Origin of the sequence: Cryobacterium sp. Y62 (assembly GCF_002929785.1) — a bacterium.
GTDB lineage: Bacteria > Actinomycetota > Actinomycetes > Actinomycetales > Microbacteriaceae > Cryobacterium.
On sequence record NZ_PJJK01000119.1, the window covers coordinates 44885 to 61061 of the forward strand.

Annotated in this window: 18 protein-coding genes and 1 pseudogene; 9 read left to right on the forward strand and 10 right to left on the reverse strand. The window is 64.3% G+C overall.

The annotated features are described in order from the left end of the window. Positions 1 to 125 precede the first annotated feature (125 nt). Genes xseA through CXY71_RS17690 form a run of 5 tightly spaced genes read left to right on the forward strand, consistent with a single transcriptional unit; the run spans position 126 to position 4387 of the window. Positions 126 to 1349 (forward strand): exodeoxyribonuclease VII large subunit, encoded by a 1224-nt coding sequence (gene xseA / locus CXY71_RS17670; protein WP_104138510.1) that lies wholly within the window; start codon positions 126 to 128, stop codon positions 1347 to 1349. A 5-nt stretch (positions 1350 to 1354) separates the two neighbouring features. Next, positions 1355 to 1606 (forward strand): exodeoxyribonuclease VII small subunit, encoded by a 252-nt coding sequence (locus CXY71_RS17675; protein ID WP_104138513.1) that lies wholly within the window; start codon positions 1355 to 1357, stop codon positions 1604 to 1606. Continuing rightward, positions 1603 to 2256, forward strand: coding sequence for a DUF4245 domain-containing protein (locus CXY71_RS17680; RefSeq protein WP_104138515.1), 654 nt, complete (start codon positions 1603 to 1605; stop codon positions 2254 to 2256). Before CXY71_RS17675 ends, CXY71_RS17680 begins: the two co-directional genes overlap by 4 nt. Then, positions 2253 to 2903: a carbonic anhydrase gene (locus tag CXY71_RS17685; protein ID WP_104138518.1), complete on the forward strand. Its 651-nt coding sequence runs from the start codon at positions 2253 to 2255 to the stop codon at positions 2901 to 2903. The genes CXY71_RS17680 and CXY71_RS17685 overlap by 4 nt, the downstream gene beginning before the upstream one ends. Positions 2904 to 2962: 59 nt before the next feature. After that, positions 2963 to 4387: an aspartate ammonia-lyase gene (locus CXY71_RS17690; RefSeq protein WP_104138521.1), complete on the forward strand. Its 1425-nt coding sequence runs from the start codon at positions 2963 to 2965 to the stop codon at positions 4385 to 4387. 357 nt (positions 4388 to 4744) lie between these two features. Here the strand turns inward: CXY71_RS17690 and CXY71_RS17695 are convergent, their stop codons facing one another. From CXY71_RS17695 to CXY71_RS17720, 5 genes and pseudogenes are all read right to left on the reverse strand, one after another. Further along, positions 4745 to 6040 (reverse strand): HNH endonuclease signature motif containing protein, encoded by a 1296-nt coding sequence (locus CXY71_RS17695; RefSeq protein ID WP_158253149.1) that lies wholly within the window; start codon positions 6038 to 6040, stop codon positions 4745 to 4747. Next, on the reverse strand, positions 5928 to 6590 hold the full coding sequence (locus tag CXY71_RS21270) for a hypothetical protein (RefSeq protein ID WP_158253150.1): 663 nt from the start codon (positions 6588 to 6590) through the stop codon (positions 5928 to 5930). The genes CXY71_RS17695 and CXY71_RS21270 overlap by 113 nt, the downstream gene beginning before the upstream one ends. Before the next feature lie 556 nt (positions 6591 to 7146). Next, on the reverse strand, positions 7147 to 7416 hold the full coding sequence (locus tag CXY71_RS17710) for a PLD nuclease N-terminal domain-containing protein (protein WP_104138535.1): 270 nt from the start codon (positions 7414 to 7416) through the stop codon (positions 7147 to 7149). A 281-nt stretch (positions 7417 to 7697) separates the two neighbouring features. Continuing rightward, a pseudogene (locus tag CXY71_RS17715) lies at positions 7698 to 8025 on the reverse strand (hypothetical protein); the annotation flags it as partial. Positions 8026 to 8030: 5 nt separating this feature from the next. Beyond that, positions 8031 to 8849 (reverse strand): fibronectin type III domain-containing protein, encoded by an 819-nt coding sequence (locus CXY71_RS17720; RefSeq protein WP_104138538.1) that lies wholly within the window; start codon positions 8847 to 8849, stop codon positions 8031 to 8033. A gap of 33 nt (positions 8850 to 8882) precedes the next feature. On the opposite strand from CXY71_RS17720, the gene CXY71_RS22205 reads away from it, so the two are divergent. Further along, positions 8883 to 9134 (forward strand): hypothetical protein, encoded by a 252-nt coding sequence (locus CXY71_RS22205; RefSeq protein ID WP_104138541.1) that lies wholly within the window; start codon positions 8883 to 8885, stop codon positions 9132 to 9134. Positions 9135 to 9530: 396 nt separating this feature from the next. Here the strand turns inward: CXY71_RS22205 and CXY71_RS17730 are convergent, their stop codons facing one another. From CXY71_RS17730 to CXY71_RS17740, 3 genes are all read right to left on the reverse strand, one after another. Beyond that, positions 9531 to 10880, reverse strand: coding sequence for a PhoH family protein (locus CXY71_RS17730; RefSeq protein WP_233198458.1), 1350 nt, complete (start codon positions 10878 to 10880; stop codon positions 9531 to 9533). A gap of 217 nt (positions 10881 to 11097) precedes the next feature. Continuing rightward, positions 11098 to 12219: an aminotransferase class V-fold PLP-dependent enzyme gene (locus CXY71_RS17735; protein WP_104138546.1), complete on the reverse strand. Its 1122-nt coding sequence runs from the start codon at positions 12217 to 12219 to the stop codon at positions 11098 to 11100. 36 nt (positions 12220 to 12255) lie between these two features. Then, a complete protein-coding gene (locus CXY71_RS17740; protein ID WP_104138549.1) occupies positions 12256 to 13041 on the reverse strand; it encodes an isoprenyl transferase in 786 nt (261 codons plus the stop codon). Positions 13042 to 13108: 67 nt separating this feature from the next. Between CXY71_RS17740 and CXY71_RS17745 the strand changes: the two genes are divergently transcribed. Then, positions 13109 to 13810 (forward strand): hemolysin III family protein, encoded by a 702-nt coding sequence (locus CXY71_RS17745; RefSeq protein WP_104138552.1) that lies wholly within the window; start codon positions 13109 to 13111, stop codon positions 13808 to 13810. Positions 13811 to 13815: 5 nt separating this feature from the next. On the opposite strand, the gene CXY71_RS17750 is transcribed toward CXY71_RS17745, so the two are convergent. Then, entirely contained in the window at positions 13816 to 14073 is a 258-nt protein-coding gene (locus CXY71_RS17750) for a hypothetical protein (protein WP_104138555.1), read from the reverse strand. Then, positions 14070 to 14936: a mycothiol conjugate amidase Mca gene (mca, locus tag CXY71_RS17755; RefSeq protein ID WP_233204710.1), complete on the reverse strand. Its 867-nt coding sequence runs from the start codon at positions 14934 to 14936 to the stop codon at positions 14070 to 14072. The genes CXY71_RS17750 and mca overlap by 4 nt, the downstream gene beginning before the upstream one ends. A gap of 82 nt (positions 14937 to 15018) precedes the next feature. Between mca and CXY71_RS17760 the strand changes: the two genes are divergently transcribed. Next, positions 15019 to 15504 carry a DUF4307 domain-containing protein gene (locus CXY71_RS17760; protein WP_158253152.1) on the forward strand — a complete coding sequence of 162 codons (486 nt, stop codon included), beginning with the start codon at positions 15019 to 15021 and terminating at the stop codon, positions 15502 to 15504. Between the two features lie 97 nt (positions 15505 to 15601). Then, on the forward strand, positions 15602 to 16093 hold the full coding sequence (gene greA, locus CXY71_RS17765) for a transcription elongation factor GreA (protein WP_104138561.1): 492 nt from the start codon (positions 15602 to 15604) through the stop codon (positions 16091 to 16093). The last annotated feature ends 84 nt before the right edge of the window (positions 16094 to 16177 follow it).

A 16177-nucleotide genomic window follows, 5' to 3' on the forward strand; every position in this document is an offset into this window, starting at 1 on the left:
CCGATAACGGGCGGAGTGCTCTTGGTTTGCGCTGTATTCACCGCCTCAGTCTACGCACGCACGAACGAAGAACTCTGGGAGGACCAGCCTGTGCCCCACGCCAGCGCAACGCCAAGGACAGCCGCATGACGGATACCCCCGCCACCGTCGAAACGCCGTGGCCGGTCGCCCTGCTCTCGGGCAAAATTCGCGGTTATATCGAGCGCCTGGGTATGGTCTGGGTCGAGGGCGAGATCACCCAGTGGGGGGCGAGCGGCGGCAACGTCTACGGCAAGCTCAAGGATCTCACCGAAGACGCCACCGTGAGCTTTACCATCTGGTCGTCGGTACGCGCCAAACTGACCGCCGATTTCAAGGCCGGCGACCGCGTTGTCGCGCTGGTCAAGCCCAACTTCTGGGTCAAGGGCGGCACCCTCACTATGCAGGCCTTCGAGATGCGTCACGTCGGGCTCGGAGACCTGCTCGAACGACTCGAACGACTGCGCAAGCAGCTCGCGAGCGAGGGACTCTTCGATGCGTCCCTCAAGAAGCGCCTGCCGTTTCTGCCGCACTGCATCGGCCTCGTGACCGGTAAAGACTCCGACGCCGAGAAAGACGTCATTCGCAACGCGCAACTGCGCTGGCCGGCGGTGAATTTTCGGGTCGCGCACGCCGCCGTGCAGGGAGACCGTGCCGTCGGCGAGGTCACGAGCGCCATCCAACGCCTCGATGCCGACCCGGAGGTGGATGTTATCATCGTCGCCCGCGGCGGCGGTGACTTTCAAAACCTGCTCACTTTCAGTGACGAGATTCTCGTGCGCGCTGCCGCAGCCTGCGTGACGCCGCTGGTCAGCGCTATCGGGCACGAGGCCGACCGGCCGCTGCTCGACGATGTCGCCGACCTGCGGGCCTCCACTCCGACGGACGCCGCCAAACGCGTCGTCCCCGACGTCAGCGACGAACTGGACAGGGTGCAGCAGGCCAGGGCCCGTCTCAGTAGCCGGCTCACCGGCATCCTCTCGTCGGAAATCGATCGGATCGTGCAGCTGCGCAGCCGCCCGGTGCTCGTCGACTCAGGCTGGATCATCGATTCCCGCAGTGAAGACCTGACCCGGTACGTCGCCCGCGGCGCCGAGCTGACCATGCGCATTCTGGAGCGCGCCGGAGCCACGGTGGTGGAACTGCGCTCCCAGCTGCGCGCACTCTCGCCACAGGGCACCCTGGATCGCGGCTATGCGATCGCCCAGACGCCCGACGGCCACGTGCTGCGCCGAGCCGAGGACGCCCCGGCCGGCACCAAGCTGTTGCTCACCCTGGCCGATGGAACCGTCGCTGCCACCGCGGACGTTCCCGCCGCCGTGTCGAAATAATTAGAATGGATGCCATGACCTCGCCTGCCCCCACCATGAGTGAACTCAGCTACGAACAGGCCCGCGACGAGCTCATTCGCGTCGTCAACGAACTCGAACAGGGTTCGAGCACCCTGGAGCAGTCGCTCGCGCTGTGGGAACGCGGCGAAGCTCTGGCCCGTCGTTGCGAGGAATGGCTGATCGGCGCCAAGGCCCGCCTCGACGCGGCCCGCCTGGCCGCGACCACACCCTCCGAAGACGCCACACCCACCAGATGAGCCGCGCCCCCAAACCGCCGCGCGTCGTCGCCGAGCTCGGCCGACCGGAGACTCCACAGGAGACCGCCGACCGGCTCGCCGAGAACTCGCGCAAGTACCGGTCGCACAAGACCGTGAACAACCTCGTGCTGTCACTGCTGGCGACGGTGGGAGCCGTGCTCGTGCTCGTGCTGCTAGTGCCGCGCAACGACAATCCGATCACCCGCGACGCCGACTATCAGAGCATCGCCGCCCAGCTGGCGCCGGTGGTTGACCACACTCTGGCCAGCCCGGAGCTACCCGACGGCTGGAGCGCCAACGACGCCGCGTGGCGGGCCGGAGCGAACGACCAGGTTCCGTCCTGGTACATCGGCCTAATCACGCCCGAAAATCAGTTCATCGGCTTCGACCAGGCCTTCGACGCCAACCCCACCTGGCTGGCCCAGAAGCTGCCCGGCTCCCCTGTCATCGACACGGTCAGCATCTCTGGCGTCACCTGGGACGTCTATCGCAACAGCGCTCCGGCCGCTGACCGGGGTAATTTCGACTACGCGCTCGTGACAACAGCCGGCCCGAGCACCTATCTGCTGATCGGAACGGCGCCCACCGACGACTTCGAGACCCTCGCCACTTCGTTGGCCCCCAACATCGCACAGAATGGAGCCGAATGAACCGGTCATCGACGGCCTTCCCGTCTCCGGCACAGGCCTGGAACGAACTGCGCGAGGGCAATGAGCGCTATGTTGCCGGCACTCCCCGGCACCGTGAGGATGTTGACCGGCGGGCCGAACTCGTCGAACAGCAGACACCGCACGCCGCGCTATTTGGCTGCAGCGACTCCCGGCTCGCCGCCGAGATCATCTTCGACCAGGGGCTCGGCGACCTGTTTGTCGTGCGCAACGCCGGCCAGATCATCTCGTCATCCGTGCTCGGTTCGCTGGAATATGCCGTCGCCGTGCTGCACGTTCCACTCATCTTGGTATTAGGCCACGACGAGTGCGGTGCCGTGCGTGCCGCGATCGATTCTCAAGCAGCGGATGCCCCGGCTCTGCCCGTGCACATCGCTCGTATCATCGAGAAGATCGTGCCGGCCGTGCGTCGAGTCAGCGGGCAGGCGGCATCCGCTCAGCTGGATCCAACGCTGATCGATACCGGTCAGGTCGGCCGGGAACACCTCAAAGACACGGTCACCGAGCTGCTCGAGCAGTCCGAGGTGATCAGCGCGGCCATCGCAGCCGGTACATTGGCTATCGTCGGTGCGAACTACGTCCTCCGCGAAGGATACGCCGACCCCAACATCGTGGTGGGCGTCATTTAGACCAGACCATCCGCGCACCCGTTGCGCACAGCACGACTCTCATACAGCACCGAAAGGGAATGCACACAGTGGTGGACACCTCCGCACAAACCGGCTACCGGATCGAACACGACACGATGGGTGAGGTCCGCGTTCCAACGGATGCTCTCTACGGTGCCCAAACCCAGCGCGCCGTCGAGAACTTTCCGATTTCCGGCTCTACACTCGAGTCTGCGCAGATCGCGGCTCTCGCCCGCATCAAGAAGTCGGCGGCTCTCGCCAACGCCCAGCTCGGCGTGCTCGACCAAGACATCGCCAACGCGATCGCCTCGGCCGCGGATGAGGTCATCACCGGCCAGTTCGACACCGAGTTTCCGATCGACGTCTACCAGACCGGCAGCGGCACCTCATCGAACATGAACATGAACGAGGTCATCGCGACGCTGGCGACCCGCGCGCTCGGCCGCTCGGTGCACCCGAACGACCACGTCAATGCGAGCCAGTCCTCCAACGACGTGTTCCCGACCTCGGTGCACATCGCAGTCACGAGCGCCTTGATCGACGATCTCATCCCTTCGCTCGACCACCTGGCCGTCTCCTTCGAGACCAAGGCCGAACTGTGGAAAGAAGCCGTCAAGGCCGGCCGCACCCACCTTATGGATGCCACGCCGGTTACCCTCGGCCAGGAGTTCGGCGGCTACGCCCGCCAGATGCGTCTCGGCATCGAGCGCATCCGCACCGCCCTCCCCCGCATCGCCGAGGTTCCGCTCGGCGGCACCGCGGTCGGTACCGGCATCAACACACCGTATGGCTTTCCGCAGCTGGTCATCGAGCTGTTGGTGCGGGAAACCGAACTACCGATCACTGAGGCGCGCGACCACTTCGAGGCCCAGGCCAACCGCGACGGCCTCGTCGACGCCTCCGGGGCACTCCGCACCATCGCCGTTTCGCTCACCAAGATCTGCAACGACCTGCGCTGGATGGGATCCGGCCCAAACACGGGCTTCGGCGAGATCAACATCCCAGACCTGCAGCCCGGCTCGTCGATCATGCCCGGTAAGGTCAATCCGGTTATCCCAGAGGCCGTGCTCATGGTCTGCTCGCGTGTCATCGGCAACGATGCCACGATCGCCTGGTCCGGTGCCTCCGGCTCGTTCGAACTCAACGTCGGCATCCCAGTAATGGGAACCGCCCTGCTGGAATCGATCCGCCTCCTCACCAACGCCACCCGGGTGCTCGCCGACAAGACCGTCGACGGCCTCGTCGCCAACCTCGAGCATGCTCGCGCCCTGGCCGAGAAGTCGCCGTCGATCGTCACCCCGCTCAACCGCGTCATCGGCTACGAAGCCGCCGCCAAGGTGGCCAAGAAGGCCGTAGCCGACGGACTCACCGTGCGCGAGTCCGTCATCGCGCTCGGCCACGTCGAACGCGGCGACCTCACGCTCGCCGAGCTCGACACCGCGCTCGACGTGCTGAGCATGACGCGTCCTCCGCAAAAGAAGTAACCGCACCACCGACAGCGAGTGTTGCCGATGCGCCTCAAGCGTTATCGGCAACACTCGCTGTCGTTAACTCTCCAAGCTGCGGGCGGTGCCACTCGCTGATTTCAGCCCCGCCAACAGAACGATCGCTGCTGTCGTCCCAACACGCCCAGGTCGGGTCCCCCGGTTTCTCACATTCATCGAATAAGCCGTCTGAGACGCGCTGCGGCCTTCAACGCGAGCGTCTCCACCGCAACGTGTGTCAGCGAGCCGGAGAGCACAGGGGAAAGGCACTCCCTGGCGGGGAAAGTAGCACGACCATCGGTGTGCCTCTGAGAGTGGACGGGACAGAAGGCGCAGGGCCACGGCGGCACGACAACTTCAATGCCGGTAGTCGTCGTGTTGGTGACCCGCTCTCGGGTCATCCCCACGCCGTTGGTCGAGCCAGCCGAGACCGCCATCCCGTGACGCGCCGTGATCTGCCGTGCCAGCCACGGCGGTAGTTGACGTCGGCTGGTTGAGCGCGAGTGGCGGCTGCATGAGCGGGTTCTTACTGGGCAGGGCGATCAGCGCCTGCTTCGGGTCGATCTCAACCGGGGGTTGCAGCCAATACAGTCCGCTCTGGAGAAGGATTTTCCAGTGCTGGTTATGGAGCAGCATATGGTGGTGAGCACAGAGTAATATGGCGTGATCGATGTTGGAAAGCCCCAGATCAGCCCAATTTTCGACGTGATGTGATTCTGACCACGACGGTGACTGGTCGCAGCCGGGCCAGCGGCATCCGCCGTCGCGCGCCGCGAGGGCGCGGCGTTGCTCGCGGTTGAAGAGACGCTCATCGCGTCCAACGTTGAGGGGTTGCCCGGTCTGGGAGAAGAGGATGCCGAGGTAGCCGGTGTCGCAGAGGTGCCGTTCGATCGTTTCCGCCGACACCGGTGCAGGGTTGCCCTCGATGTATCCGAAGGGCGAGTTGGACGTCGTCGCGGCCGGGGTCATGACTGGGGCATCCGCTGTGGCGGTTCGCCCGCTCGGGGCCGGGAAGGTCGAGGGCGCCGGGATACTGGTGGGGCGGTCGTGTTCGGTGACGATGACCTGCACGACCGGGCGGCGCCCGCCGAACAGGGTGTTGGGGTCGGCGTCAGCGCCGAGCTTGAGTAATTGGGTGAAGGAGTCTGCGGCGATCTGAGCCACGGTGCGCGGGTCGTCCTTGACGCTCTGCGCCCACGCTGCGCGTTCGGGGTCGACGAATCGTACGCCGCCGCGCCGCGGGCTGGTTAGTGCGTCGTAGGTCGCCATCCACAGTTCGCCCTGCTCGGGTGCCATCAGCGCATGCAGGGTCACCATGCCGTCTGCCCGTCGCCACAACGACCAGGTCGTGTCGTCGCGGGCCTGCTTCTCCCGCGCCAGAATGCCCGCAGCGTCAAGGTCGTCCCGCAGTCGCCGGGCTCGCTTGTAGGCCTGCTCGGTGTTCATGCCCGGAGCCTCCACCAGCAACACCAGCAGCGCGGCGGCGAGTTTCTCGGCGGTGATCGCCTGATCCAGGGTGCCGAGGCCTCGCAGCAGCGCGTCACCAACGCCGGGCGAGAAGGTGCCTTCGGCGACGGCGTGCATGATCGGCGCCTGCCACGGCACCACCACGACCGGCGGCACCACCAGGGATGCCGGGGTTACCGGAAGCACCGGGACGACTGGCACGACCGGGCGAGGCGGCGGCCGGCAAGGGCAGATCGGGGTGCGTTACGGCCCACGCTGCCGCGCGCTCCGCCTCACGGGCGGCCCAGCGGACGGCTTCACGCTCCGCTTCCCGCTCGGCTTTCGCCGTCGCCTCCGTAGCAGCACCAGCGGCGGCCTGCGTGGCCCGCGCTGCTTCATGTTCCGCCTCGGCCGTGAGACGCTCGGCGGTTTCGGTGCCGCTCATCAGCACTCCAACCGCCACCAACCGGCCAGCCTCAATACGGCTGAGGCCGGTGGCCTGCCGCACCATTAGCGTCGCGTTGCCAAACCCGTGCCGCGCCGCCAACCCCGACTGCCCAAACTCTGGCCGAGACCGGTCTGCAATCGTGCCCGCCAGCATCGCGGCGGCCGTGTTGCTCAACCGAAGCAGGTCGGCGATCGGGCCACGCGCCGCCAGGACCGCGGCGTCGGACAGGCTGCTGAACTCAGCGCTGGAACCACCGAGCGCGGCGACAGCGACCGCCGCCCGGGTGAGTTCCACTGCGAAGTTGTTCATAATTCAACCCAACACCCGACCACCGACATTCCCGAGGAATAATCATGCCTAAAAGCACTAAATCGGCAAAATTGGTCACAGAATACCCAAAGATATGTTTTCAGGACCGAGCGAGACCCTTGCAGCCGTCCCGCATGTGAACCCTCTGCGGGACGAACACTGGCCTCGCGCTCGATTTTCGGGCAACCCAGCACAAGCCGGATTGCAACTGACCTGACGTGTGTGACCGACATGAGTCATCGCACGTCGGGCATTCGGCTCAGTGTGGCCGTGTGGGCTCAATCACCCGGGCGGAGCACGCCAATCTGGTCGACGGCTGGCGTTGGAGGTCCCGGCAGCGACGTGCAACGTTCGCTGTCGCCTACTCCGACGTGGCTGCTGCGTTCGGTCAAGCTGACCGAGATGGCGGTCCGCGCTCCAGCAGGATGCCGCCGAAGAAGAGCTCAGCCATGCCAGCAGTGACGGAGCCCCAGGTGAACACCGCGCTGGCCGCCCGAATTCGCCGAACCATCAGCGGAGCAGCGCCTCAAGCGGATCACCCTACGCGACACACAGCTCACTCCGTGGAGGAAGACTTGAGGTCTGCGCGGGGCTGCGCTGGGGCGCGACCTGACCGGCGCCCAACCGAAAGCCATGCGATCGGCCCGACGACCGGCACGAAAATCGTCAGGAGTGTCCAGATCAGCGCTTGCGTTGCGGTGAGGCGCTTAGCGGTTTGAACTATCGAGACGAGCGCCACGATGACCAAAACAATCAGCAGAATCGAGATTGTGGTCCACGCGATGTCATACCAGGCGGGGAGGAGAGGATTGAAAGAGTCACCCATATCGTCAGCCTACGGTGAAGGATCCACTGATGCGAACGGCCCAGGCCACGGGTAAACCTGGTGCGTTGACAGATCGTGGTGCGAACGGCCGGAGATCTCCACCCAAAACTGATCATGGTTATCGCCACTCTGACCGACAGGCATGCTTTCAAGCGCAAAGTGCACCCTGACTGACATCGACCCGTCCTGAAAGCTGCCAACGCTGAACGCAAGATTAGGTTCGGTAAATTCGAGCGACGGCACAACCCCGGCGTCTCCAATGACGCTTACGGCGATGTCGCGAACAGCGGATGCCCCTTCAGCGTTTCAATAGCGCTGGCCACGCCGTCGAAGCGGCCGACTCGCAAATTGTCACGCTGGGCGACGTCGTGGGTGAGTACAACGCGCGAGCGTCGACTTCCCCGTTCCGGCTCGACCTCCCAGCGACAAAGTGCCGATCTTTCGGGTCGAGCAGCAGGTCAATGGCGAGGCGCTGCTCCGCCGAGCGACCGTGCAGGCCGAAAACGTCCCGGTCGCCGCGCATGAGTTTGAGCGTACCCCGGTTGGTCACCCGGTCAAGGCAGACCCTTGATCTGAGTGGATCACGGGCCCCGTGTTGATCGGCATGTCCTGGCTCAGCCGACGTGCAGCGTCCTCGACTGACTGCGCAACCGTGCGGAGCCGAGCACAGCCAGTCCAGATATCAGCAGAAGTCCCGCCAGTCCCATGGGTAATGCGTAAGGCGAACCGGTGATAGCCAACGACGAATCCGGTGGCGTGACCACCAGCTTTACCTGACTTACGGCGCTGGATGTAATGGAGGCGGCGCCAGCGCCAACCGTGTTCGTCGCCGTCACCGTGAACGTGTAGCTGTCCCCGCTCGTCAAACCCGTCACCACGATCGGGCTGCCGGTCCCGGACACTGTCTGCCCACCATTGCCCGGTGTCGTCGTATCCGTGGCAGTGACCGTGTACCCGGTGATGACCGAGCCGCCGTCACTGGCCGGAGGGGTGAAAGCCACGGACACCTGCCCACTACGCGCCGTAGCCGAAACACCCGTCGGGGCACCCGGCACCGTCACCTGGAGGGGGGCAATCACCGACACCGTGCCCCCACTGTAGTTGGCAACGTACGCGATGTTCCTGGTCTCATTCACCGCCACCCCATAGGGGGTGTTCCCGGCGGTTACGGTGGCCGTCACCGTGTTGCTGGCCCCGTCAATCACCGACACCCTGCCCCCAACGTCGTTGGTCACGTACACGGTGTTCGTTGTCTCATTCACCGCCACCCCGATCGGGTGTCCGCCGACGGGCACGGTGGCGGTCACCGTGTTACTGGCCCCAGCAATCACCGACACCGTGCCCCCACGGTAGTTGGCCACGTACACGGTGTTCGTTTCCTCATTCACCGCCACACCGTACGGCCTGTCGCCGACGGTCACGGTGGCGGTCACCGTGTTAGTGTTCCCGTTCTAATCACCGACACCGTGTCGCTGCCAGTAATCACCGACACCGTGTCGCTGTTAGCGTTGGCCACGTACACGGTGTCCGTTTTTTTATTCACCGCCACCGCGCCCGGCAAGATGCCGACGGGAACGGTAGCGGTCACCGCGTACGGGGTGGCGGCCAAGGCTGGCATCGCGCCACCGAACACAGCCAACGGGACCACCAGTCCCAAAGCACCGACCAGCGCCGCCAACCGTACCTGCTACAAAACCGGCCACCACCCAGAACTCTGACCGATACCGTTTGGTGCCCTCATCAAGTGACCTTTCGAAGCGTAAGCACACCGAAATCACTCTGGCCGGGCGAGGTCCGCCAAGTTGGGAAAACGATCGAGCTCAGATCCAGCTGCAGCGTGACCGCTCCCTGTTCCCCTGAACCTACCACAGACACCCCCTTAAGGGGGACGGCCACCGAGACACCTGAACACGCACGGAGCACCGACGGTGGTCCGTGTGATCTCCGGGCCACCCCCTGCCCCGAGGCCCGAGAAAATGCACGGGCAAAGGGGGCGAAACTGAGCAGTGTGACTACAAGCTGCCCTGATGCACAACGGCTGGAGTTGGGAAGCGATAGCCCGGCGGTCACCAACGGCGACGACCCGACCACAGGCATCCGCTCCCCCGCCGAAACTACATAACTTCGTTGCCCTCCAGCATCTCGGTTACGAGCGCTGCGATCGCGCTGCGCTCCGACCGGGTCAAAGTCATGTGCGCGAACAGCGGATGCCCCTTCAGCGTTTCAATCACGCTGGCCACGCCGTCGAAGCGGCCGACCCGCAGGTTGTCACGCTGGGCGACGTCGTGGGTGAGTACAACGCGCGAGTTCTGACCGATGCGGCTCAGCACGGTCAGCAGCACGTTGCGTTCAAGCGACTGCGCTTCGTCGACGATCACGAAGGCGTCGTGCAGGGAGCGGCCGCGAATGTGAGTGAGTGGGAGCACCTCGAGAATGCCGCGCTCCATCACCTCCTCGACTACGTTCTCCGACACGATCGCGCCGAGCGTGTCGAAGACCGCCTGGGCCCACGGCCCCATTTTCTCTCCCTGGTCTCCCGGTAGAAAGCCGAGATCCTGGCCGCCGACCGCATACAGCGGCCGGAACACCATAATCTTGCGATACTGCTGACGCTCCAGCACCGCTTCCAGGCCCGCACAGAGGGCGAGCGCAGACTTTCCCGTCCCGGCTCGACCTCCCAACGACAGAATGCCGATCTCCGGGTCCAGCAGCAGGTCGATGGCGAGTCGCTGCTCCGCCGACCGACCGTGCAGGCCGAAGACGTCTCGGTCGCCGCGCACGAGCTTGAGCGTGCCTCGGCTGGTCACCCGGCCGAGGGCAGACCCCCGATCGGAGTGAATGACCAGACCGGTGTTGATTGGCATGTCCTGCACCGTGCGCGAATCGAGCGTCTCTTTGTCATACAGCACGCTCATCTGCTCGGCACTGAGGGTGATCTCGTCCAGGCCGGTCCACCCGGAGTCAACGGCGAGTTCGTGCCGGTACTCATCGGCGGCGAGGCCGAGGGAGGCGGCTTTCACGCGCAGCGGTAGGTCCTTGGAGACGACGGTCACGGTCATTCCGTCATTCGAGAGGTTCAATGCCACTGCCAGAATACGCGAGTCATTGTCGCCCAGCTGCATGCCTGAGGGCAGCACCGACATGCTGGAATGGTTCAGCTCCACCCGCAGGGTGCCGCCCTCGCCGACCGGAATCGGAAAGTCGAGGCGCTCATGCTTGAGCCGCAACTCGTCGAGGTTACGCAACGCTTGCCGGGCGAAATAGCCGATCTCCGGGTCGTTTCGCTTGGACTCCAGTTCGCTGATCACCACCACGGGCAACACCACTGCGTGCTCGGCAAAGCGAAAAATTGCTTTCGGATCGGACAGAAGCACCGAGGTGTCCAACACGTACGTGCGCTCGGTTTGCGAAGCGGATGTCTCCACCCGGTCAGTCGCCTGGAGATCGGTTCGATTAGCGGTCATGGCCATTCCCACCCTGCGTCACGAAGACGCGGATCACTTTGGCGAGCTGGCCATCAAGCAATTCTCGAGCCGTACTTATATGGCCGTCTCGGTCAGGTGCCGTACCTGATGAAAGCGACGCTACGACGTGCGGCTGCAAAAAGAAACCCGACACGCCCACCGAAATCTGACGTTCACCTCATGTTGGGGCGGACGCCGGGTATGCCGGCGGCGAATGCTAGTACGTGGCGGCCAGTGTGTAGGCCGTGAGCGCACCCCGCAGCATGGTGACTGTGTCGGGGTCGAGAGCCGCGTGTACACACAGTCGCACCGTGCCACCACGCGTCGTGGCGGTGATGCCGTGGTTGTGCAGGCTCGCCACCAGGGTGGTCAAAAATTCGGCCGGCGGCTCGAGTACCACGATGCCAGCCCTTGAGTCGACATCCCGCGGCGACACGATATCGACGATGAACTCGTCGACCAGCTCGATGATCTCCGACATGTTCTCGTTCATGGCCTTTTGGATCACGTCGACACCAACGTCGAAACTCTGCTCGAGCGCAGCCGCGAACCGTGCCTGCGCGATGGCGTCTCCGTCTGTCACCCGAAAGGCCCGGGCAGCGTGACTGGGCGGGGTGACCTCGTCCCAGGGAGCGTCCGTGTCGGTACCGACGTAACCGGAAATCACGGGTACCAGGCGCTCAAGCGCCCGTTCGCTGAGGGCAAGGAAGCCGGTTCCCCAGCCGGCCCGCGTCCATTTCTGACCACCGGAGGCGACGACATCCGCTGCCGCATAGGCGGCATCGACGACTCCGAAGCCCTGAATTGCATCGACGATGAGCAGCCGATCGCCGATGACCTGGCGAATGCCCTCGAGGTCGGTGCGATACCCGGTGCGCGAATCGACCAGGCAGACGGCGACGGCCACGACGGCCGGGGTCAGCTGGTCGCGAATTTGTCCGGGGGTGACGCGGCCGTGATCCGTCTCCAACCAGAGCGGAGTGACCACGTTCAGGGCTTCGGCGGCGCGCACTGCGGCGAACGGAACACTGGGAAACTCACCGGCCGAGAGCAGCACGGTTCCGGTGAGACCAAACATGGCCTGCATGAGTCCGGAGCTCGTGTTGGGCTGCAGCACGATCTGGTCGGCGGCAAAGCTGGTGAGCTCCGACACTGCCGTGCGAGCGCGCAGATCCTGGTCGACCAGATGGTCGAGGCTGCCGTGGCGGGCGCGGGACAACACCTCGGTCTGGCCGAGGGTCTCAGCGACCACGGCCTCGGAGAGCGGGCCGACCCGACCGAAGTCGAGGTAGCCGGGTTCCTCACGAAAACCGTCGGTGAAGCTGAGCAGTGAATTCATGCGCGCGGATCCAATCGGTTGTCAAACACAGGGTAGCTACCCCCCGAAACGCCGCTGCCGGCGGGAAAAGTCGCGCAGAGCCCGCAGAAAGTCGATCTGCCTCAGGTCGGGCCCCAGCGCTTCAACGAAGTAGAACTCGCTGTGCGCGCTCTGCCAGAGCATGAAATCGCTCAGCCGTTGCTCGCCCGAGGTGCGAATGACGAGGTCGGGGTCGGGTTGACCGCCGGTGTACAGGTGCTGACCGATGAGTTCGGGGGTGAGGGTTTCGGCGAGGTCCTCCAGTGTGCCGCCGTGGGCGTGGTGGGTGGCGACGATGCTGCGCATGGCGTCGGTGATTTCGGTGCGGCCGCCGTAGCCGACCGCGAGGTTGACGTGCAGTCCCTTATGGTCGCTGGTCCGGGCATCCGCTGCATCGAGAGCAGCGACCAGCGGCTCCGGCAGGCCGGCCTTGGACCCCACCTGCTGCACCCGCCAGTTGCGGTAGTGCGAGAGCTCTTCGGCGAGATCGGCGATGATTTCGATCAGATCGGCGAGCTCATCACTCGGACGCTGGGTGAGGTTGTCGGACGAGAGCAGATACAGGGTGACGACTGAAATACCGAGGTCATCGCACCATTCCAGGAACTCGCGCATCTTGGCGGCGCCAGCTCGGTGACCGTGCGCGGCGGTTTGAAACCCCAATTGCCGGGCCCAGCGCCGGTTGCCGTCGATGATCATGGCGACGTGGTGAGGCATGTGTGCCGGCGTAAGTCCGCGCCTCAGCCGGCGTTGATACAGCCCATAGAGGATGCCACGCGGCGAGGGTACCTGGGGTTTCTGCACACAGTTACGCTAGTCCACTCCCCGGTCGTTCGCGGCACCCAGCCAAGCCCTGTCGTATCCTTGCAGCATGGCCACCGAGCACGATATCCCCAATCTGCCGTTGATCGAGGCAGCTGACGCCCACCCGGAAGACGTTAAACCGACCTGGCGCGGCTGGATTCACGCGGGAACATTTCCGGTGACGATCGCCGCCGGCATCGTATTGCTCGTGCTCGCTGAGGGCTCGGCGGCGAAGATCAGCTCGGCCATATTCGTGCTCAGTTCGATGCTGCTGTTTGGCAATTCAGCGCTATACCACCGTTTTAACTGGCAGCCGCGCACCCGCATCATTCTCAAACGCATCGACCACGCGAATATCTTTCTGCTGATCGCTGGGTCGTACACGCCGATCACAGTGCTCGCGCTTCCGCCGGAAAAAGCAACTCTGCTGCTGTGGCTGGTCTGGGGCGGAGCCGGACTGGGCATCCTCTTTCGAGTGTTTTGGATTCACGCCCCGCGCTGGCTGTACGTACCGCTCTACCTGCTGCTCGGCTATGGCGCACTGCTGTTCATCGTGGATTTCTTCCAGGCCAACGCGGCAATGATGACGCTCATCCTCGTCGGCGGGCTCTGTTACACGGTCGGCGCCGTCGTCTACGGGCTGAAGAAGCCCAACCCGGTCCCCGGTGTGTTCGGCTTTCACGAGATCTTCCACACCTTGACGGTCGTGGCGTTTCTGTGTCATTTCGCGGCGATAGTGCTGATCGCCACGCATCCGCTCTACCCGTAAGGGGCCTATTCGGGCTTGTCGCTCGGCGTGGTCGGTGCGTTCGGGTCGGCATCGCGGGCGGCGACCTCGGCATCGAGGCGTGCCTTGATCTCGGCGCGATAGGTCGTCCGACGGATGCGACGCACCACATCGAGGCAAAGCAACAGGGTTGCCAGCGCGATGAGGAAGAAGACCAAAAACCCGACGACTCCTGGGGTGACGGTGTTGGGGTCGAAATCGGGGTCAGGAGTTGCGGCGAGCACGACGGTAATCAGGGATGTCATTCGTCGTCCTGGATTCCGGCGAACAGATCGGATTCGGGCATTGCGGTGTCTACTTTCGATTCGACGAGTTGGAAGTCTTCGTAGGGCCAGGCCGCGCGGACGAGATCGTTAGGCCAGAAGAAAAAGCTGCTGTCGGGTGTGACCTGGCTCGCGTGCGAGCGCAGGGCGGCATCTCGCGCCTCGAGAAAATCACCGGCGGGAACGTGCGTGGTGGCCAGCTTGGGGTAATTCTCCATGCGCTCGCGGGCCGCGCCGAGCGGCTCAAGCAGCGGAGAGTCCGGCTCAGCCACGCTCAGCGCCAGGTACATGGCATCGATGCGTTCGAGGTTGAAGATGCGGTCGTAATACACCTTGCCGATCTGCCACGACTCGCCGGTGTGCGGGTAGCGACTCGGGTCGGCGGCGGCACGATAGGCCTCCATCGAAACCTCGTGGCAGCGGATGTGATCTGGATGCGGATAGCCGCCATTCTCGTCGTAGGTGATCAGCACCTGCGGACGAAACTCTCGAATCAAATTCACCAGCGGTTCAGCCGAATACTCGAGCGAAACTGCGGCGAAGCTGTTCGGCGGCGCGTCCTGCCCCTCGTCCATCCCGGAATCTTCGTAGCCGAGCCAGCGATGCTGCACATTCAGCGCCTGCTGGGCGCCCTGCATCTCCAGGCGGCGCAGTCCGGGCAGGTCGCGCTCGGCCATGGCATGGCCGGTCAGTGCCGGGTTCAGGATGCTGCCGCGTTCGCCGCCCGTGCAGCTCACGATCATGACCTCAGCGCCGAGGCTGCGGTAGTAGGCGTACGTTGCCGCGCCCTTGCTCGATTCGTCGTCGGGATGGGCATGCACAGCCATCAGTCGCAGCGTCACCATACTCCTCAGGAATGCCGGATAACCTTAGGCCAGATAACCTAGATACCAGCCTAATCGCTCCATCGGAAGTGTGAAATCGCCAGTGCCCCTCAACAGCACGCCTACCGGAGTTCAGCCGAGCTTCGACCCCGAGCGACTCGATGAATCTGACATCGCCGCTGCGCCGGCACCCGAGAGCGCCGCGATCCAATCGCGCTACGGGCGTACCCCTGCCCGCGGGGTTCGCGACCGCCGCATCCTGTGGGGGCTCGGTGGCATTTTTGTTTTGGTGCTGGGAGCCTGGGTGCTGTGGACCGGCCTGGACGGGGCATCCACTCAGATCGAAGCGCGCGATATCGGGCACACCATCATCGATGAGCACAGCGTGAGCGTCACCTTCGAGGTGGCGCTGCCGGTGAACCGCACGGCGAGCTGCGCGGTTCAAGCTCTCAACGAGAGCTATTCGGTCGTCGGCTGGAAGATCATCGATCTACCGCCCTCCACCCTGTACAACCGGTCATTCACCGAGGTTCTGCGCACCACCGATCTGAGCAACACGGGTTTGATTTACCAGTGCTGGCTGACCTAAACTGACATATTCGCCTGGGCAATCGTCGGGCGTCGACTATATCTGCGCGGCCCTCAACCGGCCTTTTTGCGCTTGAGCGTACTGAAGGAGATCACTCGTGGCTACCGATACAACGGTCACTTGGCTAACTCAGGAGGCCCATGACCGCCTCGCAGCGGAACTGGCGTCGCTGAGCAATTTTGGCCGGGTCGACATCGCGAAGAAGATCGAGTCCGCACGGGAAGAGGGCGACCTCAAGGAGAACTCGGGCTACCACGCGGCGAAAGAAGAGCAGGGCAAGATGGAGGCGCGCATTCGCACGCTCACCCTACTGCTGCGCACCGCCGAGGTCGGCCACGCCCCCGAGAGCAACGGCACCGTCATGCCGGGTACCGTCATCACGGCAACCATCGCCGGCGAGGAGAGCCGCTTTCTGATCGGCAGCCGCGAGATCGCCGCCAACAGCGACCTGGACGTGTATAGCGAGCAGAGCCCGCTTGGCGCGGCGATCATCGGCCTCAAGGTCGGCGCGAAGACGAGCTACACCACTCCCACCGGCAAGGAGATCACCGTGCAGATCTCCAACGTGGAGACGTTCACCGGCGCCTGAACCGAACCGGTTAGCTTTTTGGGGTCACTTCCGGGCTCGCCGACGACAGGAGCCGGCCGGTGTGGTGGCTAATTCAGGAAATCC

What these genes read in the sequence shown, in the direction of transcription:
- xseA (WP_104138510.1), top strand. Translation starts at nt 126, where the DNA reads ATGACGGATACCCCCGCCACCGTCGAAACGCCGTGGCCGGTCGCCCTG.
- CXY71_RS17675 (WP_104138513.1), top strand. Translation starts at nt 1,355, where the DNA reads ATGGATGCCATGACCTCGCCTGCCCCCACCATGAGTGAACTCAGCTAC.
- CXY71_RS17680 (WP_104138515.1), top strand. Translation starts at nt 1,603, where the DNA reads ATGAGCCGCGCCCCCAAACCGCCGCGCGTCGTCGCCGAGCTCGGCCGA.
- CXY71_RS17685 (WP_104138518.1), top strand. Translation starts at nt 2,253, where the DNA reads ATGAACCGGTCATCGACGGCCTTCCCGTCTCCGGCACAGGCCTGGAAC.
- CXY71_RS17690 (WP_104138521.1), top strand. Translation starts at nt 2,963, where the DNA reads ATGCACACAGTGGTGGACACCTCCGCACAAACCGGCTACCGGATCGAA.
- CXY71_RS21270 (WP_158253150.1), bottom strand. Translation starts at nt 6,590, where the DNA reads ATGAACAACTTCGCAGTGGAACTCACCCGGGCGGCGGTCGCTGTCGCC.
- CXY71_RS17710 (WP_104138535.1), bottom strand. Translation starts at nt 7,416, where the DNA reads ATGGGTGACTCTTTCAATCCTCTCCTCCCCGCCTGGTATGACATCGCG.
- CXY71_RS17730 (WP_233198458.1), bottom strand. Translation starts at nt 10,880, where the DNA reads ATGACCGCTAATCGAACCGATCTCCAGGCGACTGACCGGGTGGAGACA.
- CXY71_RS17735 (WP_104138546.1), bottom strand. Translation starts at nt 12,219, where the DNA reads ATGAATTCACTGCTCAGCTTCACCGACGGTTTTCGTGAGGAACCCGGC.
- CXY71_RS17745 (WP_104138552.1), top strand. Translation starts at nt 13,109, where the DNA reads ATGGCCACCGAGCACGATATCCCCAATCTGCCGTTGATCGAGGCAGCT.
- CXY71_RS17750 (WP_104138555.1), bottom strand. Translation starts at nt 14,073, where the DNA reads ATGACATCCCTGATTACCGTCGTGCTCGCCGCAACTCCTGACCCCGAT.
- mca (WP_233204710.1), bottom strand. Translation starts at nt 14,936, where the DNA reads ATGGTGACGCTGCGACTGATGGCTGTGCATGCCCATCCCGACGACGAA.